The sequence below is a fragment of the Thalassoglobus neptunius genome (genome assembly GCF_007859735.1).
GTDB lineage: Bacteria > Planctomycetota > Planctomycetia > Planctomycetales > Planctomycetaceae > Thalassoglobus > Thalassoglobus neptunius.
The window spans coordinates 136,895-160,586 of sequence record NZ_SIHI01000001.1 but is presented as its reverse complement, the minus strand read 5'-3'; the positions used below and the strand labels follow the sequence as shown (position 1 = coordinate 160,586).

General features: G+C 52.9%; 15 protein-coding genes. 8 read left to right on the top strand and 7 right to left on the bottom strand.

Annotated features, from left to right (window positions below):
* The first annotated feature begins 224 nt into the window (after window positions 1-224).
* Window positions 225-1,673, top strand: a complete 1,449-nt coding sequence (locus tag KOR42_RS00620; RefSeq protein WP_231740549.1) for a cytochrome ubiquinol oxidase subunit I — start codon at window positions 225-227, stop codon at window positions 1,671-1,673.
* A 293-nt stretch (window positions 1,674-1,966) separates the two neighbouring features.
* Complete coding sequence (gene cydB, locus KOR42_RS00615; RefSeq protein WP_146506695.1) at window positions 1,967-2,983, top strand: cytochrome d ubiquinol oxidase subunit II; 1,017 nt, start codon at window positions 1,967-1,969, stop codon at window positions 2,981-2,983.
* Window positions 2,984-3,152: 169 nt separating this feature from the next.
* On the opposite strand, the gene KOR42_RS00610 is transcribed toward cydB, so the two are convergent.
* Window positions 3,153-4,670 (bottom strand): PQQ-binding-like beta-propeller repeat protein, encoded by a 1,518-nt coding sequence (locus KOR42_RS00610; RefSeq protein WP_146506694.1) that lies wholly within the window; start codon window positions 4,668-4,670, stop codon window positions 3,153-3,155.
* Between the two features lie 163 nt (window positions 4,671-4,833).
* Between KOR42_RS00610 and KOR42_RS00605 the strand changes: the two genes are divergently transcribed.
* The 3 genes from KOR42_RS00605 (at window position 4,834) to KOR42_RS26380 (ending at window position 10,205) form a co-directional block, all read left to right on the top strand.
* Window positions 4,834-5,397 (top strand): DJ-1/PfpI family protein, encoded by a 564-nt coding sequence (locus KOR42_RS00605; RefSeq protein WP_146506693.1) that lies wholly within the window; start codon window positions 4,834-4,836, stop codon window positions 5,395-5,397.
* A 283-nt stretch (window positions 5,398-5,680) separates the two neighbouring features.
* The gene (locus KOR42_RS00600) at window positions 5,681-6,457 is read left to right on the top strand and encodes a 3-keto-disaccharide hydrolase (RefSeq protein WP_146506692.1); all 777 of its coding nucleotides are present in this window, start codon (window positions 5,681-5,683) and stop codon (window positions 6,455-6,457) included.
* Window positions 6,458-7,166: 709 nt separating this feature from the next.
* A complete protein-coding gene (locus KOR42_RS26380; RefSeq protein WP_197440735.1) occupies window positions 7,167-10,205 on the top strand; it encodes a sigma 54-interacting transcriptional regulator in 3,039 nt (1,012 codons plus the stop codon).
* 101 nt (window positions 10,206-10,306) lie between these two features.
* Here KOR42_RS26380 and KOR42_RS00590 read toward each other — a convergent pair whose 3' ends face one another.
* Window positions 10,307-11,740: a DUF1501 domain-containing protein gene (locus tag KOR42_RS00590; RefSeq protein WP_146506691.1), complete on the bottom strand. Its 1,434-nt coding sequence runs from the start codon at window positions 11,738-11,740 to the stop codon at window positions 10,307-10,309.
* Window positions 11,741-11,994: 254 nt separating this feature from the next.
* Between KOR42_RS00590 and KOR42_RS00585 the strand changes: the two genes are divergently transcribed.
* The gene (locus KOR42_RS00585; RefSeq protein WP_146506690.1) at window positions 11,995-12,846 is read left to right on the top strand and encodes an ABC transporter permease; all 852 of its coding nucleotides are present in this window, start codon (window positions 11,995-11,997) and stop codon (window positions 12,844-12,846) included.
* A gap of 110 nt (window positions 12,847-12,956) precedes the next feature.
* Window positions 12,957-14,045, top strand: coding sequence for a methyltransferase (locus KOR42_RS00580; RefSeq protein WP_146506689.1), 1,089 nt, complete (start codon window positions 12,957-12,959; stop codon window positions 14,043-14,045).
* Window positions 14,046-14,052: 7 nt separating this feature from the next.
* On the opposite strand, the gene KOR42_RS00575 is transcribed toward KOR42_RS00580, so the two are convergent.
* The 5 genes from KOR42_RS00575 to KOR42_RS00555 all read right to left on the bottom strand — a co-directional run bounded on the left by KOR42_RS00575 (window position 14,053) and on the right by KOR42_RS00555 (window position 21,847).
* Window positions 14,053-15,561, bottom strand: a complete 1,509-nt coding sequence (locus tag KOR42_RS00575) for a sulfatase (protein ID WP_146506688.1) — start codon at window positions 15,559-15,561, stop codon at window positions 14,053-14,055.
* 245 nt (window positions 15,562-15,806) lie between these two features.
* Window positions 15,807-17,378 carry a sulfatase gene (locus KOR42_RS00570; protein ID WP_231740548.1) on the bottom strand — a complete coding sequence of 524 codons (1,572 nt, stop codon included), beginning with the start codon at window positions 17,376-17,378 and terminating at the stop codon, window positions 15,807-15,809.
* Window positions 17,375-18,793 carry a sulfatase family protein gene (locus KOR42_RS00565; RefSeq protein ID WP_231740546.1) on the bottom strand — a complete coding sequence of 473 codons (1,419 nt, stop codon included), beginning with the start codon at window positions 18,791-18,793 and terminating at the stop codon, window positions 17,375-17,377. The genes KOR42_RS00570 and KOR42_RS00565 overlap by 4 nt, the downstream gene beginning before the upstream one ends.
* Window positions 18,794-18,933: 140 nt before the next feature.
* The gene (locus tag KOR42_RS00560) at window positions 18,934-20,322 is read right to left on the bottom strand and encodes a neutral/alkaline non-lysosomal ceramidase N-terminal domain-containing protein (RefSeq protein WP_197440734.1); all 1,389 of its coding nucleotides are present in this window, start codon (window positions 20,320-20,322) and stop codon (window positions 18,934-18,936) included.
* A gap of 4 nt (window positions 20,323-20,326) precedes the next feature.
* Window positions 20,327-21,847 (bottom strand): sulfatase-like hydrolase/transferase, encoded by a 1,521-nt coding sequence (locus KOR42_RS00555; RefSeq protein WP_231740545.1) that lies wholly within the window; start codon window positions 21,845-21,847, stop codon window positions 20,327-20,329.
* Between the two features lie 411 nt (window positions 21,848-22,258).
* On the opposite strand from KOR42_RS00555, the gene KOR42_RS00550 reads away from it, so the two are divergent.
* Entirely contained in the window at window positions 22,259-23,584 is a 1,326-nt protein-coding gene (locus tag KOR42_RS00550; RefSeq protein ID WP_146506685.1) for a formylmethanofuran dehydrogenase subunit B, read from the top strand.
* Window positions 23,585-23,692: the final 108 nt, after the last annotated feature.

Below are 23,692 nucleotides of genomic sequence, written 5' to 3'. Positions count from 1 at the left end.
ACTGGATTCCCTCATATTAAGAATCGTCAGTTTTATGAATGAGGAAGTCGAACATTTGTGATTTTCGAGAACACATTTGCGGTTCAATCCTTTACGATAGCCAAGCGTCACAGCCGCTCACCTGACTCGTTCGAGAGCGTCTTCATCTGGTGTGCATCGGTTTGCATGAGCCAACCTGCATTCCTTGAGGAAACGCGTTCAGGTGAGTGCAACGAACCATGAAAATGGTCTATCGGGAAAGCGAGGAAACCGTGGACGTCCTGTTCTTATCGCGGCTGCAGTTTGCGCTGACGATTATGTTTCACTATTTGTTTCCCCCTCTGACAATCGGACTGGGAATCATTCTCGTCTATCTCAAGTGGAAACATATTCGAACAGACGAGGCGATTTATGACGCGGCAGCCCGATTCTGGACGAAGATTTTCGGCCTGAACTTCGCTCTCGGCGTTGTCACCGGGATTGTGATGGAGTTCGAATTCGGAACGAACTGGGCGGTCTATTCTCGGTTTGTCGGAGACGTTTTCGGGTCGGCACTTGCAGCCGAAGGAATCTTCGCGTTTTTTCTGGAGTCCGGATTTCTTTCTTTGCTTCTGTTTGGTTGGGATCGCGTTGGAAAGTGGACGCACTTCTTCGCGACACTCATGGTCGCAATTGGCGGAATCTTCTCGTCAGTCTGGATCACAGTTGCGAACTCCTGGCAGCAAACCCCGGCGGGACATGTAATCCGGGACCATGTGATCAACGGACACACATTTCAACGGGCTGAGATTGTCGACTTCTGGGCCGTCGTCTTTAACCCGTCTTCTGTTCACCGGCTTATTCACGTCTGGATTGGCGCGTTTATTCTTGGCGCATTCTTCGTGATGAGCATCTCTGCATGGTATCTGCTCCACAAAAAACATATTGAGTTTGCGAAGCGATCGTTTACCGGTGCGCTCATGCTGGCAACTGTTTCATCGTTGGCACAATTAGTGTCCGGCCACTTTCAGGCAGATACCGTGGCGGAACATCAACCGGCGAAGCTGGCCGCGATGGAAGGTGTTTATCATTCCACGAACGGGGCCGAGTCATACATCTTCGGCTGGCCCGATGATGAGACCGAGACCGTCAAGTACAGCTTGGGAATTCCAGGCGGTCTGAGCATGTTGATCTCCGGCGATCCGGACTCCCACGTCATGGGCTTGAACGATCTGGAAGAGACATGGGGTCGACCGCCCGTCTGGTTGACTTTCCAGGCATTCCATCTCATGGTCGGGATCGGAATGCTCTTTATCGTGTCTACGCTTTATGCGTCGTTTCTGCATTGGCGCGGAACGCTGTTCGAAACGCGGTGGCTGTTGTGGTACTTCGTCTTCGCGGTCATTCTGGCATTCGTCGCCAATGAAGTCGGCTGGGTGAGCGCAGAAGTCGGACGGCAACCGTGGATCGTTTATCCAACCATTGTCGATGGAGAACCGGTGGGTGGGCTTCGCACAAGTGAGGCGTTGTCAGAGGTTGTTCGAGCGAGTCAGGTGCTGACGTCGATTATCTTCTTCGGAATGATTTACAGCTTGCTCTTTGTGCTCTGGATCATGCTGTTGCACCAGAAAATCAAACAGGGACCGGACTGGCCCCCATCCGGAAAAGAGTCAAAAGAAGAATCCGTTCTGCGTCGTAAAGAGTCATTGGCGTAGCCTGCCAACGATTCGAATGTCGGCTTGACGGGTGCTGAGCGTTATTCATGATCGCAAGCATTGTCGAAACGGGAATGAAACCATTCGCGGCTTGCTTAGGGGGGCGAGTCACAGCGAGTCACAGCGAGTCACAGGTTGAGAGATACTTGGGAATCCATACTGTCACCGTGGAAAGAGCACCTTCAGATTTGGTTTTCACTCTCTCGCACGAGCCAACACAGCCTTTTGCTTGATGAAATAGCACAAGCGAGTGCACAGGTAAGAGCAACTTGCTCTAGAAAGAAGATTTCGAGATGGATTGGAATCTGCTCTGGTTTGTCATTTTGGGGGTCTTGCTTACCGGTTATGCCATTCTCGATGGCTTCGACCTCGGAGTCGGAATGCTGTCTCCGCTGGGAAGGACCGACAAAGAAAAGCGGATCATTCTAAATTCGATCGGCCCGATCTGGGACGGCAACGAAGTCTGGCTGGTGACTTTCGGAGGGGCCATGTTCGCTGCTTTTCCGGAAGCCTATGCGACCGTCTTCTCCGGGTATTACGAAGGATTTATGGTCATTCTCGCTGCGCTGATCTTTCGAGCGGTTTCAATTGAATTTCGGAGCAAGTTGGAAGTCGCAGCCTGGCGAGGGATCTGGGACAAGGTCTTCTTTGTTTCGAGCCTGACTGCTTCGTTTGTATTCGGCGTGGCTGTCGGAGGGGCAATGACCGGAGTTCCCCTTGATGGTCGAGGTGTTTTCCGAGGAAGCGTGGCCGATCAAATCGACTGGTATCCGGTGCTGACCGGTTTTCTCACGATCGCAATGTTCTTAATGCACGGAGCGATCTATCTGACCCTGAAGACTGGAGGAGAACTCAGACAACGTGCCCGCAGATGGATCTGGATCGGCTACTTCGCATTTCTGGCTCTCTACCTGGCGCTGACGGTCGCGACATTGACGACAATTCCGAAAGCACTTCACAACTTCCATGAATTTCCATTTGCCTACGCTGTCGTCATCTTGAATGTCTTAGCGATCTTGAATATCTCGCGAACGGTCAAGAAGGAAGCCTTCGGCCAGGCGTTCTTGTCCTCTGCCTGCACCATTGCCGCACTCGTCTTTCTTTTTGGAGTTTCCCTGTTCCCGAACCTGGTCGCTTCCGACCCGCATCCGGAAAACAGCCTCACGATCTACAATGCTGCTTCGTCAACGACAACTCTCAAGCTGATGACCCTCATCGCAGTGATCGGAATGCCATTCGTGCTGGGCTACACCGGAGCCGTCTATTGGACATTTCGAGGCCGAGTCGAATTGGACAAGCACAGCTACTAGAGAAGTTCAGTCGATCGCGTCGCAGCCGAGGTTGAAACTCGTGTTCACTCTCGAACCATCCATGCAATGGAATGCGATGAGCGACTGAGTTCCTCTGAAGTTGGTTTGAATGGCAAGACTGCGGATCGAGTGCAGCACTTCCTGAGGCACGATCTGGGTACGGAACATACTACTGTGGATTTGGTTTCTTCAGATCGAGGCAGATGAGGGCGTCTTCGCAGCGGAGGTAGAGAAGTCCGTGTGAGAGAACCGGAGCTGTCCAACTTGGGTATTTCATTCTGGGGGCTGAGCAGCGTGAGATTTCTTCCCAGCCTTCTGTTGTCGCTTTGCACAATGCCAGCGTTCCACGTTCGGCGAGGATGATGAACTTTCCGTCGGCCAGAATTTTCGAACCTCGACCATAGAACGGGAACGGAACTGTTTCCCCGGTCTTGACGTCGATAATCGATTCGTCAGGGGCTCGCCGAAAGGAGGCGTCTTCTGAGGCACCAGTCGTTGACCATTTGACTTCTCCTGTTTCTGCGTCGATACAGCGAAGTTCCCCTTCGTTCTCATGCCGACCGCTAAATCCGAGAAAACATCCATCTAAGGGAATCGCTGTCGACCAGTGAGTGAGCAGATTTCGCGGATCACTCCAGACAACTTCGCAGCTCTTTCCATCGGGGGCGACGCGCAGAAGCGTGGCGCCGACTCGATACGCTGCCGAAAGCAAAATGGTATCGTCCACGACAACGGGCCGGGCTGCGTTGACCGAATCGTGAGTTCTCGATCGAAACCAGTGATGAAAGTTTTCTTCGCCGGTTTCCGGGTTCAAAGAAACAAGACCATGCCGCATCAGGCAGAGAAAGTGACGTTGGCCATGAATCGTCGCTGCAATCGGCGATGAGTAGCTGACCACCATTTCCTCGCCGGTCCAGCTATAAGTGTCATCGGATCTCCAGCCTGTGGGAACGTTGTCCCAGGTGTTTTTGCCAACAGCACTCCAGAGAGGATCACCGGTTTTCTTGTCGAAAGCAACGATCCCCGAGTTGGGTTGTCCCCCGACCGGAACGATGAGGCGATCGCCTTCGAGAATCGGAGTGGAGCCGACACCGAAGAAACCGTCGGGGATGTCGTATTCGTTGCGAAGTTCATGCTCCCAGCAAAGGGAACCATCAGCCAGCTTGAGACACAGGAGTCGTCCTTCAGCCCCCAGTGTGAAGCAATGTTCGTTGGTCAGAATCGGGGAGCAGCGTGGTCCGTTGTTGTATCCATACGGGTCGCGGAAACGGCTTGGCGCGGAATACGTCCATCGTTGCTTTCCCGTTTCGGCATTGAAGCATTCGACGACTTCCTCATCGTTGATTCGATGATGAAGCACGAGCCAGCCGTTTCGGATCGAAGGGGCGCTGTATCCGGTTCCGACTTCACGTTCCCAGACAAGTGGAGGTCCCTCGGCCGGCCATTCATCGAGCAGTCCGGTTTCGGTCGAGATTCCGTCGTGGGTTGGGCCAAGAAAGTGTGGCCAGTCGTTGCCGGTTCTTGGAACAGCGGGGGCATCTGCTTCTGTCTTGAATGGTTGAGTCTCTGTCGATTGCGTAGTTTCCTGTCCGTTGCTGCATGCGGAGCAGAGGATGCAGACAAGAAACGGAGAGAAGAGAAAGCTCCATGATCGGAGTTGGTTCAACTGCAGAAAGGGATATGTCATAGTGGTATTCTGGCGAGAGGAAAGTCGTGGGGCCACTTGTCAAATTGAACTGACAACGCGCGGGAATTTCAAGATCAGCCGAAACTTACACCTTGCCGAGCCTCAACAACAGACATGACCGCGTGGCAGGTTTTTCTTTTCCACCAAACAGGATGAAACTGGAATGCATAAGGTACTGATTGTCATTGGAGATGCTGCAGAAACTCTCGATACGATGTATCCCTTCTATCGACTCATCGAGAGTGGTTTTCAGCCGGTTGTGGCAGCTCCCGAAAAACGACAGTATCAGATGGTGATGCACGAGGTAAAACCGGGATGGACCATCACGAAAGAGTGGGAAGGGTACACGCTCAACGCCGACGTCGCTTTCTCAGACATTGATCCGGACGACTATCTGGGGATCCTTTACTCGGGAGGCAGGGCTCCAGAGTACATTCGCTACGATCCTGATCTCGTCCGCATTACCAAGCACTTCTTCGAGGCGAACAAGCCGATCGGTTGCGTCTGTCACGGGGTGGAAATTCCCGCCTATGCGGACTGCGTTCGAGGTCGAAAGATGGCGACCGTTGCGAAATGTCGCTTTGATCTTGAGGTCTGCGGAGGGATTTTTGTTGACGAACCGTGTGTCATCGACGGCAATCTCGTGAGCGGAAGAACGTTCCACGACAACGGACACTACGTTGGTCCGTGGATCAAACTTCTCGAAGAGCAACGACAGGCACTGTAGTCGTTTCGTCGTCTCGTTGAGCGTATAGCGTCAGTTCTTCTCGGAGCTGGCTGTTTCTCGCAATCTGTTTGATTTGTGGCTGCGCATTCTCCCGCTGACAATGAAAAGTCCTCTTTGTCGCGGGAGAAAAACGCCTCAACAGGTTCTGCGTGGGAAGTGACGTTTCATCGAGATTCGTCTTTAAGCCGTCAGATGTTTGCGTTTTGATGAAATGGCGGTTACTTTATGACTGTTGGCGTGGGAAAAGGCTTGATTTCAGTGTGGTTCCCGTGCGCAGACATCTATGATTGACTCCATTTCTTATCGTGTTCTGACTCGAGCCGGTCGCTTTTGCCTTGTGACTGCCTTCCTTGGCGTTCAGTCGCTGCTTGCCCAAGCCACTGAAATTGATGGCCCAGAGGAAGCACCCTCGAAAGTTTCCCTAATCAGCTCAGACTTCCCCGGAGAAGCTTGGAAGTTTGTCTCTGGTAAAAAAGGGGCTCCATTTTCAGAGACCTGGAGTCTGGCTACCGACGAGGAAGCGAATCTCGACTATATCATCTGCCGAGGCCAACCCTACGGCTACATCCGGACGAAGAAGATCTATTCGGACTTCGAGTTCAGCCTGGAATGGCGTTTCCCGAAGGACGAAAACGGCAACAGTGGCGTCTTATTATTCACCACCGGGGAAGATCGAGTCTGGCCAACGGCAGTTCAGGTTCAACTTCATCAGCCTGTGGCGGGGAGCATTTTTCCAGGTGGAAGTGCGAAATCGGCGAACGAAGTCCGCAACGTCGAGATGCTGGCTCGACCGGTGAATCAGTGGAACAAATGTTTCATCCGCTGTCAGAATGGAACAGTGACGGTCACCATTAACGACACCGCTGTTGGGGAAGTGACGGAATGCGACCCTCAGGTCGGAGCCATTGGCCTCCAAAGCGAAGGCTCAGAGGTCCATTTTCGCAAGATCTGGGTGAGGGAACTCAAGGCGCCACAGGAAGTTGAAGCAATTGGCGCCAAGGCTCATCGACCACGGCGGAAACTGAAGAAATTGGCCCGTCAATTGACCAGTCTTCGTTGATTCTGTGGCGCCGAATCAAGCGCCATCGCTGAATCTCGATCAAAACTGCTTCGAGGGATGAGAGCATTTCCGAACGATGGCGACACTGCGGTCTCGGTGAAGCTGCGGGTTCCGAATCTGAAAGTCTTTGTCCAAAGCGATGGCGCTAACGAACTCGAACAATTCAGCTGAGGTCTTGCTGGCTTGAGAATCGCCGTAAGGAAAACTCGTGGAGCGAAGATTTATGGTTCGTTCACCCAATAAGCAAGTGAACTCAGAGTAAACGCTACAAGACCGCTCTGGAACTTGTTGAGCATTTTGTCACGAAGCGATAGCTCCGTACGTTCTTTGCAAGCTTGGGCAGTCAGTCCCGCTGCTGGTCGCGAGATTATTCGATCGATCGGATCGACCAAAAGAAAAAACCCCTGAGGGTGAGGTAAACTGCCGTTGGCTCGTGGGTAAAAGAGGCTGGTTGCAGAGTGGGAAGCTGCAATCAAAAACGAGCAGTTTGGAACCTCACCAGCTCAAGGGGCATGGTTGGGTGATCGATGGATATGCAACTAGCGGACCAATCATCCGTCGAATTACATCGTTTTTATGGGTTTTCGCTCAAGTGGCTCGAAAACCGTGATTATCGATGTGTTCTGAGGGTTGTGATCTTGAGGAATTCACGGTAACGTGACGCACAGAAGCGCCGAATCGGCGCCGAATCAACGAAAGATTCAACAATATGGATGTGTTTCGTCAGTCCACAATCCGCTTTCGGATGATCTTCTCCCTCGCAGCATTTTCGGTGCTTTACGGGTTGGTCGTATTGTGGTATGTCCCGACACAACCTGCCCTTCCGTTCAATTGTCTTGTTTCGAACGATGACCAGTTCGAACGCCCTGGCGCCGAAATTCGCTATGTCGCCGATGAAGATCGATGGAAGGGCAATATTCCCGAAGTCGGAGATCACATCATCGAACTGGGTGGTCGACGCATTCATTCGTTCGTCGACTTCGTTCGTGTTCAGCGAGAGTGGCGCAACTTAACGGTGGGATCGGAAGGAACGATTGAGTTCGGGCTTGATCCTTCGGAGGAGAAGTACGCTGGCAATCTTTCTGTCGTGGAATATCCCGACAAGTCGCGCTATGTGAAGTGTTGGCTGTTGAGAAGTGGAGACGAACGGCCGCTGGAGACATGGGTGCCGTTGATTCCGCAGCCGATCTCCGGAATTTCGATGGTCTTGTTCTGGTTTGTACTCCAGATGTTCGTCGTTGTGATTGGAGGAGTCGCGTATTGGAATCGTCCGTTTGATCAACCTGTTCGGACGTTCTTTGCTCTTGCGTCAGTGACGACGTTTGCGTTTCTGGGAGGGAGTCACTGGTGGGTCATTGCTTCCAGCCCGTTCCTGATTTCAGTGTTTGCGATTTCAGGGTGTTTTCTTCCGGCTGTCTTACTGAATTTCTTTGTCGTCTATCCGTTCCCAGCCCGTTTCTATCGGCGGCATCGGGGGGCGTGTCTCGTGGCGATGTACGGCATTCCGTTGGTGGTCAGTGCTGTGCTGACAACTCTGATTGCAATGACCTGGTTTTTGACAGCGGATTGGGGAACTGGACCGTTCGCGGAATCGTTGGAGGCTGTGTTCCGAAATGTTGTTCGAGAGTTGATGCCGTTCTTGCGTCGCGCGGCGCAGGTTGCGGTTTTGTTCGCAGTGGTCTGTTTCGCGGGGTGTGTGGGGCTCTTGGTCCAAAGCGTACGATCGACTCGAAACGCTCTCGAGGCGAATCAGGTTCGTTCGATTCTCGGGGCGGCGCTCTTCTCTCTGATTCCCGTTGCCTACACGGTTTATCTATGGTTCTTTCATCCGGTGGAATTTGCGCTGGGATGGGCGAGGCTCCCCATGTTTCTCGCGAGTGTCGCGTTCATGTTTGCGTATGCTGTGGGGATCGCGAAGTACAAACTTCTTCTCGTTGATCAGATGGTCAGTCGAGGTGTGTGGTACTACAGCTTAAGCCTTGCTCTGGTGTTGATGTTCTGTGCGTTGATTGCCATCGGGGCTGTGACTGCGCTTCATCAGGACTTGGCGATTTTCGGGAGAACGATTCCACTCGTTCTCGTTCTGATGATCTCAGTTCTGGTGCTCACCTGGACGCGAGATGCGCTGCAAAGAAACCTCGACCGCCATTTCTTTAGCGAGAAGTATCAGTTCGACAAAGCGTTGAAACGGATGAACAGCGTGGTCACCGGGGTTCTTGAACCGGAACAGGTTTCTGCGAGTCTCCTTGATTCCTGTCGTGATGTGTTACACGTTGGAGAAGCGGCGCTCTATCTTCGAAAGTCGGAACGGTCGGTCTTTCGAATGCTGATTGCGTCGGGCCGATCGAACTTTCCCGTTCAGGTGGTTCTTGAAGAGGAAGTCTTCAGTGCGCTCGAAATGAATCGTGTTTGGCAGCGAACTCCGCATGCAAGTTCACCTCTTCAGGAGTTGATTCGGCGACTGGGGGCAGAGGCAATTCATGGATTGGAAATTCAAGGCGCTCTGGCTGGAATTCTCGTCCTGGGAGCCAAGCCGACCCACAAAAGTTATTCGGCCGAAGATGTTGCTTTCGTGACGGCCATGGCGCGAGTGGCCTCAATTGCCTTGCACTGTGCGACCGTTCAGAAGGATGTGTCGCGGCTGAATCAGGATCTGAAACTGAAGATCGAGAAAATCTCTGATCAGGAACGGCAGCTTTCCGCGCTCCAGAAGGAGTTGGGTGCAATGTCCACGTCAACCACTCCCGTTACGGAAGCGAAAACGTTCCATCGGGCCGGGATTGTTGGCACGGGTGAAGCGATGTCGACGCTTCTGGACACTGTTCGAAAAGTGGCTGCCAGTGATTCTTCTGTCTTGATTCGCGGTGAAAGCGGGACGGGGAAAGAACTTCTCGCCCGCTCACTGCATGAAAATAGTTTGAGGAGCAGCGGGCCGCTTGTCAGCGTGCATTGTGCGGCACTCTCGCCCACACTTCTCGAGAGTGAATTGTTCGGGCACGTCAAAGGGGCATTTACCGATGCCCGAGAAGATAAACAGGGCCGGTTTCAACTTGCTGACGGGGGAACACTGTTCCTTGATGAGATCGGTGACATCTCATTGGAAGTGCAGGTGAAACTTCTTCGTGTTCTCCAGGAAAGAGCATTCGAACCGGTCGGCGGGACGAAATCTGTCTCTGTCGATGTTCGTGTTGTCGCTGCAACACACCGCGATATTGAGCAACTGATCGAAGATGGCAAATTCCGGGAAGACCTGTTCTATCGGTTGAACGTCATCAGTTTGGAAGTTCCTCCACTGCGGCATCGGCGAGAGGATCTGTACGAGCTATCGAGACACTTCCTGAAACGGGCTGCCGAAAAGGCGTCGAAGCAGGTTGTCGGTTTCGATGATTCCGTTCGGAAAGTTCTCGAAAGATACGACTGGCCCGGGAATATTCGCGAATTGCAGAATGTCATCGAGCGTGCGGTCGTGCTGGCGGAGGACCGATTCGTGCATGTTGAAGATCTCCCCGAGGAGCTGTCTCAGTCGGCTCCACGAAGTCGTTCGGTCCAATTGCCGAAGTCACTCGGCTCAGTCACCGTCCCGCACAGTTCGGTCGCGCGTCGGACGGCGGGCGATTCCGAAGCGGAAGCGAGCCAGTTGCGCGAAGCCCTCGATCAATGTCAGGGAAATAAAGCTGAGGCAGCCCGAATGCTTGGAATGCCAAGGAGTACATTCTTCAGCAAGTTGAAGAAGTACAAGATCGTTTAGGTCAGTTGCATCGTTGCTTGACGGTCGCCTGACTTCACTTATTTTGCTCGCTGCTGCGTTTGCCCACACCAATCACGATTGGAACTGAGAGATCGTTGTAATCACGCGATAATGTCGTGCGCAACTTTTCCAGCGACATCGGTGAGACGGAATTCGCGTCCCTGGAATTTGAACGTCAATGCTTCGTGATCGACGCCGAGTAAGTGCAGAAGTGTGGCGTGGAAGTCGTTGACGTGCATTGGATTCTCGACGACATGAAATCCGATCTCGTCGGTTTTTCCGTAGGTGAATCCGCGTTTGACGCCTCCGCCTGCCATCCAGACCGTGTAAGCGTCTTTGTGGTGATCACGTCCTGCGTTTTCCGGAACGCCCTTCTCAGCATTCCCCTGAAGCATGGGAGTGCGTCCAAACTCAGCTCCCCAAACGACCAGTGTTTCATCGAGTAACCCGCGCTGTTTGAGATCAGCGATCAGGGCTGCGATGGGCTGGTCCACTTGCTTGGCTTTCTTTTCAACGTTCTTGAAGACGTTGTTGTGATGGTCCCAACCTTGATCGTAAAGTTGAACGAAGCGGACTCCTCGTTCCACAAGGCGACGAGCGAGCAAGCAGTTGTTGGCGAAGCTCGTCTTGCCCGGTTCTGTTCCATACGCTTCGTGCGTTTCTTTCGATTCGCCATCGATTTCCATCAAATCGGGCACCGCGGACTGCATTCGGAATGCAAGTTCGTACTGGGCAATTCGCGTGGCGATCTCCGGGTCTCCGACGTCTGCCAGTTGAATCTGATTAAGGTGATTGATGGTGTCGATCATTCGTTTTCGATCGACAGGTGTGACGCCTTCCGGGTTGGAGAGGAAGAGGACAGGGTCTCCCTTGGTTCGGAACTCAATTCCTTGAAAACGACTGGGGAGAAATCCGCTGCCCCACAGGCTGTTTCCGGCACCGGCAACGTTTCCGGTAATGAGCACAACGAACCCGGGAAGGTCTTCGTTCTCTGAACCAATCCCGTAATTGACCCATGACCCAAGTGACGGACGTCCGAAACGTGGGAAACCGGTTTGAAAGAAGAGTTGGGCCGGCGCGTGGTTGAAGTGTTCCGTATGGAGCGATTTGATCACGCAAAGTTCGTCAGCAACCGAAGCAAGGTGTGGCATCAATTCAGAAAGTTCGATTCCTGAGTTTCCATGCTTTTGAAATTTGTATTTCGAGCCCAGCAGTTTGGGTTGCTCGCGGATGAACGCGAGACGCAAACCTTCCCAGAGATGATCCGGGACCAGTTCTCCGGTGAGTTCCTTTAGTCGTGGTTTATTTTCGAACAGGTCCAGGTGTGAAGGGGCTCCCACCATATGAAGGAAGATGACGTTCTTCGCCCGTGGGGCAATCTGTTGGATGCCTTCTTGAGTTGGTTTGGCCTGAGCTTCCTGATTGAACAGTGCCGTCAGCGCCAAGCTGCCCAGACCTGCTCCAGCGCGTTGAAACATTTCTCGACGGACAAGGGGAAGGCCGGGGCTGAAAAGATCGGGCGGGGGAGTTTGCATGGAGAGATTCTACTGGTCGAAGATATAGGAATCCGTGGATATCATATCTTCAACTGCTGTGAGATGCACTGCTATTCTCGCCTTGCCGGACGTTTCACAGCGGAAGATGGTTCCGACTCGCATGCAAACGCAGCGGACTCTATCATGAGTCGTTTTGAGAAATCTGTTTGTCCCGGGACATTGTTCTCCGGAAGAATGTTTCTCTGCCTGCTGCTTGCGTTTTGTCTGAATAATGAGCTGAGAGTTCCAGCAACATGATGAGTTCCGAATCCGCAATTCATCCCTTCGCGAGATTCCGCGTGTCCCTGATGATTCTCAGGACCGCAATCGCTGAACGGTTGATGTATCGCGCCGATTTCGCGATGGGGACGCTGTTTCGGTTCTTGCCGATTGTGACCCAGATTTTTCTATGGGGGGCGATTTTCTCTGTCGGAACTCAGTCCGAAACGAAGTCGATCGCAGGATATTCTTACGAAGAGATGATTGCGTATTACCTGCTGGCGATGCTGGCCCGGGCGTTTTCGAGTATGCCGGGACTCGCGAGCGGGATCGCTCGACAGGTTCGAGACGGCACGATCAAGAAGTTTCTGACACAACCGATCGATCTGCTGGGGTACCTCTTCTGGCACCGAGTCGCTCATAAACTCGTCTACTACACGGTGGCTGCGGGACCGTTTGCTTTGGTTTTCTTTTTGTGTCGAGGGTTTCTTCCCGAGTGGCCTGGAGGCTGGGTCTTTCTGGCATTTCTTGCGTCGCTGGTGATGGGATTTCTCATGGGATTCCTGATCGAATCGCTACTGGGGCTGGTTTCGTTCTGGTTTCTGGAAGTGAGTTCACTTCTCTTTATTTACATGATGTTCAACTACTTTTTGTCGGGACACATGATTCCGCTCGATTTTCTCCCGGAACCGATTCTGGTTTGGATCGAGTTTATTCCGTTCAAGTATCTGGCCTATGTGCCAGCGGCAATTCTGTTGGACAGATACACCGGCCCCGAACTCATTCAGGTTCTGGTGATCGAAGTCGCCTGGATCATCGGTCTTCTGATCTTAAACCGCGTTGCGTTTTCACGAGGCGTCAAGCGGTACAGTGCTTTTGGTGGTTGATTGGCAGCGACGTTCGTGGACCAAAGTGCCTGGTGACTCGCTTCGCTGTGCGCCGACATCGGGATTGAGTGTCGGAAAATTTTCCTTCTTTATTTTCGTAACGGACCCAAATGACACAGCTTGAAACGACTCTTGAAAACTCGCGATTCGGCATTCCGATTTCCGAACAACTTGCGACAAATGCGTCTCTTGATCTCACTGCATCGCGAATTTTGTGTCTGACGTCTGGTCGCGGGCAGACGGCGATTCATCTCGCGGATCGTCTTAAAGATGCACGCGTTGTTTGCCATGTTCTGGAGGCGTTCGCAGCTTCGGAGACTGCCGAACTGATCGACGAGTGCGACTCGAATGTTCTGCTGGATTGTTCGGCCGATTTGCCGGAGGAAGAATTCGATTTGTGTGTGCTTCCGATGTCACGCTCGGGCGAGACCGGTTTGACGCGCGACTGGTTGCAACAGGCCTATGATCGACTTGCCATGAACGGAATTCTCGTCGTGACAATCGATCAGAAAAAGGAGACCTGGTTTCATCACGAACTTGAGAAGTTCGGAAAGAACCTCACCCGAATCCCAAAGCGGAAGGGAGTGGTTTACAAACTGAAGAAGCTCAAGCCACTGAAGAAGCTTAAGGATTTCAGCAGTGAGTTCGCGTTTCGTGATCGGGAACAGCTGATTAAAGCTGTCAGTCGGCCCGGAGTCTTCAGTCATCGACGGCTTGATCTCGGTGCTCGCGCACTGATGGAGTCGATGGAAATCGAAGAGGGCGATCGTGTGCTGGATATTGGATGCGGCGCGGGAGTCGTGGGGCTAGCTGCGGCCAAGCGGGCTTCTGATGTGTCGGTACACTTTGTCGATTCGAACCCGCGTGCTCTCGAATGTGCTCTGGCAGGTGCCGAACTTAACGGAATCAGTGACGTAGATGCCACGCTTTCCCATGATGGAGCCATCGGATCGGAAGACGATGACATGCAGGGACAGTTTGACGTCGTCCTCGGAAATCCTCCGTACTATTCTCACTTTCAGATCGCAGAAATCTTTCTTCAGTCTGGGTTAAAGGCACTGCGACCCGGTGGAAGAATTCAGATTGTCACCAAGAACGAAGAGTGGCTTCAGGCTCGAATGGAACAACTCTTCGACGAAGCCACGACGACTGAGTGTCGTGGCTATGCGATCGTCTCGGCGATTCAACGGGGAAGCTAGTTCTTTTTTATCGGACCCGTGCTTTCGGGGCAGGGAGTGAATCGAGAATGGCACTGAGTTGTTGAACAATGTCTGGACGATCTTCTGCGAGGTTTTTGGACTCGAGAGGATCATCGACATAGTCGAAGAGTTCGTACACTGCCTGGTCTGCCGAAGCACCAAACGGCTTCCATTCCACGAGTCGATAACGGTCTGTGCGGATCGCTCTTCCAAGTCGTTTTCCCCGGGGGAAACAGTGATAAGCGTATCCGCGATGGCGCGACTCGGGATTTTTCAACAACGGCACGAGACTCTTCCCGTCAATCGTTTGCTTGACTGATTTCGCGTCCTGAGGAGCGGGCAGTCCTGCCAGTTCTGTGAGTGTGGGGAAAATGTCCACTGTCTCGACGAGTGCTGCCGAACTCGTTCCGAGAGTCGTCGTGCCCGGTGCGACAACGAGGATCGGAATTCGATTGGCTTGTTCGTAGTTGGTGTGTTTCGTCCAGGCTCCGTGGTCTCCGAGGTGGTATCCATGATCTCCCCACAGGACGACCAATGTCTCGTCAGCGAGTCCGAGTTCGTCGAGTTCATCGATGACGCGGCCAAGTTGAGCATCCATGTAACTGAGAGCGGCGTAGTATCCGTGGATGAGGGTCGTTTCCTGCTCTTGAGTCAGAGGAGGACTCTGCGGAATCGGCTTGTATTGATTGAGTTCTCCGAGCGGGGATTTCGCAGCGTACGAGGGCGATCCGGCAGGGTACTCGCGGATGGAAATTCCTGGAAGTTCTTCGAGGTCGTACAGATCCCAGTACTTTTGGGGAGCGCAGAACGGAAGGTGTGGTTTGGTGAAACCGACAGCCATGAAGAAAGGTTTATCTCGTTCTTTTGCGTCCTTGAGCTGGCGAATGGCTTCATTGGCGATTCTTCCGTCGGCGTATGCGTTGTCTTCAACATCGGCTGCTTCCCAAGCGGCTCCACGCGGCAGTGACCGAATGTTTCCGAGTTCCTGATTACTGAAGTAAGCCTCTTCGCGGGTTAATTCTCCGCCTGTACTTTCAGGAAGCACGTAATCGATCACTTTGTCCGGATGGAAAGGCTCACTCCAGGATTTGTCGTCTCCGACGTTTCCATGGCCGATGTGAAAGACCTTCCCGATCCCGGACGAGTGATAGCCGTGCTGTTTGAAATACTGCGGAAGGGTGACCGCATCCGGGACTGACTTTCGGAAATTGGTTCCCAGGCCGTAGACACCCAATGTTGTCGAACGTGATCCAACCAGCAGGTTGTTTCGAGAGGGGGCGCAGACAGCCTGATTGCAGTACGCCATGTCGAATCGCATGCCCCGTTCTGCGAGCCGATCGAGGTTCGGAGAATGGACCCATTCTTCTCCATAGGCTCCAAAGGAGGGTTTCAGGTCGTCCACCAAAATCAGAAGGACGTTCGGACGCTCAGCAGCACAGGCGGCTGTTGACGTCACGAACAGAATGGTGACTTGGAACAGCAACACGAATCGGAGCGGGATCGAACGGATGTTCATCGTTGTGATTCTCGATTGAGCGCAGTTTGAGTGGGCAAAAGTGATTCGTGCTGGACAACTTGAAGGAGCTGTCGGGCACTTTTTCAGATTGGATTTTGACTGCGTCTTGAGTTTGTCTCAATGGCGTGCGCTGATGAGTTCTCGGTTTCACTGAAGATTGACGATGAAGTCCAGAAGAACTACGGGTTTCGCGCAGCCTCGCGATCGACGGCAGACAGCCTCCAAATCGAAGCCGATCGCTTCCTTCAGTTCTTCTCCGAGGTCTTTCGATCAAGTGGCGTCGCTCGACGTGCCTGTGCCCCGTCGGGCTGTTCGTACAAGTATTCCATAAGCCTGTTGCGGAGCATCATCGTCCGCATCGGTTGTGATGCGGAAAGATCATTCTGCTCGCTGATATCGGTGCTCAGATCGTAAAGTTCCGAGCGGTCGTTTTCGTCGAAATACAGGAGCTTGTATTTCCCCGAACGGATCGCGGATTGAGGTCGAGTCTGACTCACAGCGAAATCATTCACTCCGATTTCTGTTAGCGAATCGGTGTAACCTCTTTCTGGATGATAGTACGGAAAGTGCCAATTGAGGTCTCGAGTCAGGTCGGTCTGAGGGTCCTGTAACATTGGAAGGAAACTCACACCGTCAATCGATTCAGGGAGGACGGATTTCGCAGAGTTACTGCTTGTCGTGGTGTCTGCGCTTGCGATTTCAACACATGTCGGAGTGATGTCGTACCCGGCGACAGGTTGGTCGCAAGTTGTTCCGGGCTCGACAGTCCCCGGCCAGAGAACGATCAGAGGGACGCGGATTCCGCCTTCGTAAAGGTTCCATTTTGAACCGCGAAGTGGAGCATTGGATGCGAATTCAGGATGGCCTCCGTTGTCGGAAGTGAAGATGACGACGGTTTCGTCAGCCAGCCCGCTGGCATCAAGTGCTTGAAGAAGTTGGCCGACGTAGTGATCGAGTGTTTCGACAAATGCTGCATATCGAATTCGGGCCATTCGGTGCGGAGAAGACTCCTCCAGCTTCTCGGAATACTTCTCGATGAGCCATTTGCACGGAGTCTTGACCGGAGTGTGAACATAGAAGTGTGACGCCATCATGAAGAAAGGCTGTTGATGTTCTTTCTGAATCGCTTCACACATTGCATCAACGAGCGAATCCGCAGGATACTCGCCGACTTTCTCGATGGGCTTCGGTGGTGACTTTTTGTAGCTGTAGGGGTGTCCTCCGAAGTCTTGAGTTGCGAATTCGAATCCCTGATTGGGGGGACCGTGTGTCGGGCTCCAGCCAAGGTATCCATTGTGATGGGCGTTCAGGTGCCACTTCCCGAAGAAGTACGTTTGATAGTCGAGTTGCGACAGTGCTTCAGCGATGGTCACTTCTTCGAGCGGAAGATCGAGAGTAAACGGCGGGCTGCGAAGCGTTTGACCCGGTTGCGGAATCTGCGAGCCGGCAGTCTCTTTCGTCACGAACTCGAAGTGCACGCGGGCGGGAGTTTTTCCGGTCAGCAGTCCCGCTCGGGAAGCTGAGCAGATCGGGGCAGCTGAGTATCCATTCGTGAAACGCATTCCCTGACGAGCAAGCTGGTCGAGGTGAGGCGTTTCGTGCAAGGTGTTGCCATAGCAAGCCAGATCAGACCATCCGAGGTCATCAGCGAAAATCAGGATGATGTTCGGCGTGGATTCAGACGGATCCGCTGCACACACAGGGACGCACCACAGTCCTACGAGGAGGGCGAGGATGCAGCTCGACAGAGGGACTCGACTCGTTCCTGTCGCCGGACAAAACGGTTTCGCGGCGGGAGACTTCACTTGACTGATCACTTGGAATTCCTTTTCGTGTTCTTCTGATTTCTCTTCTTCTTTTGGACGTGTGAATTTGCGGACAATTCGGTTTCGATTCCCTCATCTCCCTGCTGCTTCATCCAGCGGTCGAGGACTTGGCCAAGCTGGTCGATTTCGTCTTTGTATTGCGGATCGTCAGCAAGGTTGTTGAGTTCGAGGGGGTCATTGACGACATCGTAGAATTCGATTTCGGGGCGATGTTGGTAGCGTTCCACGAGTGCGGCGATCGTTTCGTTTCCATTTTTGGCGGCTTCGACCATCGACAGAAAAGGTTCTGTTTTTGTGCACGCGTTCGTGAATTCGGCTTCGTGATTGAGGTTTCGAATCAGCTTGAAGCGTTCGGATCGAACTGAGCGGATCGGATAGCAATCTGTGCCGTTGATGATTCCATGCGTGGTCATTTCACCGAAGACATAGTCCTTATGGTGATCTGTCTTTCCCAACAGAACGGGAAGCATGCTTTTGCCGTCGAGTTCCGGAGCCAGTTCGCCACCAGCGATGTCGACAAAGGTCGGAGTGACGTCGCAGTATTCAACCATGGCATCGGTCGTGGAACCGGGAGCGATGTGACCCGGCCAGCGGACGATCATCCCGGATTGAAGCCCGTTGTCGTAGCAGGTCCATTTCGCGAACGGGAGAGAGTTTCCCTGCTCCGAAACCACCATGACGACAGTGTTGTCGACGAGATTGTTCTTCTCAAGCAGATTCAGAATGTCGCCAACCTGGGTGTCGAAATAGGTGATCTCGGCGAGGTAACGACTGAAATGCTCGCGGGCAGTGGGGGTATCTCCGATGTATGGAGGCAGCTTAATTTCCGAAGGCGGATACTGTGATGCGTCGCCCTTGTTCCATGGTGTGTGTGGTTCGTTCGAACAAGCGAAGAGGCAGAAGGGAGTCTCGGTCGACTGGCATTCTGAGAACAGCTGCTCGATGGCTTCCATGTCGGGATTGTTCTTCTTTCCCGTGTATTCAAACTGGAAGAGCTCTTTCGGTCCGATGTGTTTCTTTCCGGAGAGCGCGACTCGATAGCCGAGGGGCGGCAGGTAGTGTGTGATGTTCTGAACGTCGTCGTAGGTTTGCGTGTGATTCGGATAGGCTCCCGTCTTGACTGGGTATTGTCCGGTGTAAATGTTGTGTCGAGTTGGAGAACACATGGGGGCTGTCTGAAAGCATCGAGTCATCCGCATTCCCTGAGTTGCGAGATGATCAATGTTCGGGGTGTGAGCCTGTCCTCCATAAACACCGAGGTCACGAAACGTGAGATCGTCCGCGATGATGAACACGAAATTCGGTTTTGAATCATCCGCGTCCGCCTGGATCGTGATCCCCATGAGGACGAAGAAACATGTCGCAGCCAAGACAGTTCGGCATTTCGCCAGTGGGGAATGAATCATGGGAATCTTTCTGGAGAGCGATCGTTGAACCAGCGTCGCGAAAAAGTTCAGGGCCAAAGTCTTCACGGGGAATTTCGTTTGAGACGAAAAGTGCAGCGCCTGTCCGTTTTTAGAACGGTTGTTTGGCGCTGAATTTCACTTTAGCGTTCGTTGATGAGTTGGTGAACCGTGTCGAGGATTGTCGACTCAACGGTTTCGTCCCAAATTGTCGGAAGCCCGTAATAGATCATGGCTCCGCCCCCCTCATAGCCGCCTTCGAGCAGAACTCGACGCGACGGAATATAGGCCATCACATCGTTCGCGTACGCTGTGCACCACACGTCTGTCAGGTCCGCGTTCGTCTCTCCGTGGTTCGACTTGATCGACAGGGCATAGTCGACCACAACCTCTCCTCCGAGAAAGAACCAGTTGATCTCATCGCCGAGATTCCAGAATTGAATGGGATAAGGATAGGTCGGAGAGAGTTCCTGTCCGCTGTCGATCTGTTCGATCAATGAGCGGGCGCGTGCTGCTTCGTAGCGATTCTGCGATGCAGACTGCGCTTGAAGTTCATCCCGTGTGGGAAGAGTTCCGAATGCGATGTCGACTTCCCGATAGCTTGTCTGCAGTTCGGGAGAAAGATCGTGAGTGCTTCCTTCAATCACCTGACTGACCGCGTGCGCAAGATGGGAACCGTATCGCCGAGCGAGTTCGACCTTGCGTCGTGGAAGCGGGTTTTGATCTCCTCCACAGCCGGCCCAGAACATCGCCACGCAACCGGGATAAAGATCCTCGAGTTCCGATTGAGCGAACCCGGCATAGTCGCCCGACCATTCGAATCCACTGAGAACAGTGCAATGGCAAGCGTATCCAAAAACGATGGCCTTCATTTTCCCGTCCTGTCGAACCATTAACACGGGAACGTCATGGTCATAAGGACCGGCAAGTTTCCCGGAAGCTCTGAGTTTTGGAATGTTCTTCTCTGTGTTGTTCCGACGATTGGTTGCAAACGTTGCGGAACCACTTCCCCAACTCAGCGATGACGGAGCAAGCGTCTCGAATGCCTGATCGACGCAGTCTTCGATCGACTGTTTGAGAAACTCTGAGTACTCAAGAGTGAGGTTGAGGTTCGATTCATTGAAGTGCAAAGCGTGCATGGGGCGAAGCGTTCCCGCGACGACCGGCCCGGAGTGAGTGTGCGAGCTGCAAATCGCAATTTGGCTGCGATCGAGGCCGTGCTTTTCCATGATCGACTTGCAGATTCTCTGAGACAACTTGCGATCAATTCCGAGTAAATCGAGAGTGACGAGAACGGCTCGACGATTGGATGCATCCTCCAGAATCAGTGTCTTTGCCCAAAGATCGTTGAGCGTGTCGGTGGCGTGTTTCTCACCGCGCGACGCATACCCCGCCATGGTCATTGGCTGTTGAGGAGTAATGCAGACTGTCGCTGTCCCGCAGTTCCAAAGTTCGTCGTTGGCAGCGACAAGACTCGGCAGGAATGTGATTGCAAAGACGAGAAATGTGGGGGAAATTTTGTTTCGAGACACGCGTCTATTTCTCCGATGAAGTTGACGTCGAGGGAGAGAAGAGAAGTTCGCTGGTGTTGCCGTCCCACCAATGATCAAGCTGTGATCGCAGCAAGTCAGCCTGCTCACGGTAAGCGGGAACATCGATCAAGTTGGTCGTTTCATTCGGATCTGTTTTCAGATCAAAGAGAGCGTCTTCTGTCAGATAGCGGCCCCATGGGGCGGAGTCGTCCTGTTCGTGGACAACGATCAGTTTCATCGATCGGTGTTTCGCCCAGCGGTATGCAATGTGATCCTCAGGATGTCCAAGTGTCTTGGCATCTCCGGGATAGATTTCTCCGAAAAGAACGCGATCGGCATCAAGTGTTTCTTCTCCGCAAGCTGCCTTCCAGAGATTGACTCCGGGAAGCTGGGAATCGTAGCCGTTGAGATTGAAAACTGAGAGAACTGTCGGAAGGATGTCGATGCTGCTGACCGGTTGATCGTGCGTTTCGGGAACAGTTACGCCGTCCCACGAGAGCAGGATCGGTGTGCGAAGTCCGGGTTCAAATGGGGATCGCTTACTCGTTCGCGTATGATCGAATTCCTCCGGTCGACTTCTCGAACGCTCTTCACTTGCTTCCCATCCATTGTCGATCACAAACACGAAAAGAGTTTTCCGGGTGAGATTGCGTTCTTCGATGATGTCGACAAGTTGGCCCACTGTCTCGTCGAACTGAGTGATGGAAGCGTAGTAGGGGATCTTGTGTTCCGGGACGGAATCACGATTCCGATATAAATCGTAAAACCGCTGCGGGGAATCGTGTGGTTGATGAGGAAGGTATGGGGCGTACCAGATGAGCTTTGGCGACGATGGATGATCGTTGAGGAATGTTTCGATCGGGGCCATTGTTTCTCGGCCGATCTTGAGGCCCCAGTCTCCGTTCCCATGAGCAGCGAGTTGCTTGTTTTTGAGCGTGCGATTGCCGCCAAATGACTGACCGGGAACGGGTTCGAAAATGGTCATTCCGTCTGTAAATCCGGCGTTCGAGAACTTTCCTTCCCAGAACTTCCCGGTTTGCAGGCTGAGATAATCACGTTCGTCAGCGAGAATACGCGGGAGGGTTGGAAGGTTCCGAATGATTTCGAAGCTCTCACTCCGCGTTCTTTCGTATTCGTCTACCAAACTCATTTGGTTGAATGCGGAATTCCCCGGAGGAGGATGATTGAAGTGAAGACCACTTTGATGGGGATAGAGCCCGGTCAGGATTGTTGCGAGCGACGGGCTGCAAACGCTTGTGGGAACCGATCCGTTGATGAATCTCGCTGATCTGGCAGCGAGGCGATCGATGTGCGGCGTGAGGACATCGCGATTGCCCATAAATCCGAAGTCGTCGGCAAACATGTCGTCTGCGATGATCAGGACGATGTTTGGTGGTTCGTCCGCGAGGCTGAGTTGACCGCCCAAGTGAACGGCGAACAGCATCCCGATGAGAGTCGTAATTCTCGCGACGAATCGTTGTTCGCCGAGACGTTTCGAATTTCGTATTGAAAACGCTTTCATCATGTTGATGCGGGTGGGCCTTGGAGAACGCACGGTGGCGAGAAAACGGACAGAACGTTGGGGAAGTTGCGGGGAGGGACTCTTTTTCGAGGCGGGCTCAAGAGCAAGTTGCTTTTTCCTGTGCACTCGCTTGAACTTTTTCATCAGGTCAAAGGCTGAGTTTGCTCGTGCGAGTGAGTGCAAACCAGAACAGAAAATGCTCTATCATGAGTAGATGCTGTCGAAGCAAAATTATCAACTGAGTTCGATGCAATACTTTCAGCGGAGTGGAATTGAAACTTCTCTGACCACAGGGTAAGAAGATGGTCAATGAGCCCACGAAAGAATTGACAGCTTTACCGAATCCAATCGCAAACGACACGTCAAACTTTTCCCGGCTGATTCTTGACGCGGTGAAGAATTGATGATTCGGACGTGTTGCGAACTCGACAGGATGGGATGAATAGCCAGCAAGTTTTTACTGATGTCGCCTGTACGCTTTGCGGATGCGTTTGTGACGATCTGAGTTTGACCGTTGTCAACAACCGGGTCGAGTCGACCAAACATGCGTGCGACAAGGCATCGACATGGTTCCAGAAATTCGAGTCGATTCTCAATCGCGATCGACAGTCGAAGGACTTTTGCACGGTTCGCGGGGAGGCATCTTCGCTTGAGACTGCTCTCAAGTTGGGTCGGACGTTGCTGTCTGACGCGTGCCATCCCCTCGTGTATGGATTGTCGTCAAGCAGTACAAAAGGGCAGGGGCTTGCTATTCAGTTGGCAGATCGACTTGGAGGAGTGATTGACTCATCAGCCTCAACGGGCCACGCCCCATCTGTGCTTGCGTTTCAGCGAGTCGGAGAAAGTACCTCTTCGCTGGGAGAAGTTAAAAGTCGGGCTGACGTCGTTGTCTATTGGGGATCGAATCCGGTCGAAAGTCATCCACGGCATCTCGACCGGTATACTCGCTGCGGAACGGACACACCGAATCGAACAGATGGCACTAAAGCCTTCCTGATCGTCGTCGATGTTGTTGAAACCGAAACTGCCCGGCAGGCGGATCTGTTCGTGAAGATTGACCCCGGGAGTGACTTCGAGGTCCTCTGGGCGCTACGCGGGTTGGTTCAAGGGCTCACGCTTTCTGACGAGAATTACGGCGGCGTGCGTCGAGAGGAACTTGTTTCACTGGCGGAGAAGATGGCCTCCTGCCACTACGGAGCTTTGTTCTTCGGGCAGGGCCTTTCACAAGGATCGCTCGCTCACTTGAATGTGGAAGCAGTCCTGCAACTGGCAACAGACTTACATCGTCATACGCGCTGGGTGGTCCGCAGGATGAGGAGATTTGGCGATGTCGCCGGGGCGGACAATGTCCTTTGTTGGCAGACGGGTTATCCGTTCAGTGTAAGCCTGTCACGCGGTTTCCCTCGGTATCAGCCCGGGGAATTCAGTGCGTGCGACGTGCTGGAAAATCGTGAAGTCGACCTGTGTTTGATGGTCGGTGCTGAAGGCGTTCAGCAACTTACCCAAGAGGCAGTGGAGACCCTTTCCGAGATTCCCACAATTGTTTTGACGCATCAGTCGACTGAGTTGCCATTCACTCCGACGATTGAAATTGCAGTCCAGATGTACGGAGTTCACAGCCCCGGAACAGCGTATCGAATGGATGATACACCCATTCCGCTGCGTTCGTTTTTCGAGTCGGATCTCCCCACCGATGTCGAGATCTTGAATGAACTGTTGACCGGGCTGACTCGGGAGTAACGACGTTTCTCTTGGAAATCTTATTCGCTGAATCGTTTCGAAATTGGTGATCGAGCAGTTGCTATTTGAGAACCACTCAAGTTTTTCACTTGAGTGACAATCTCGTGA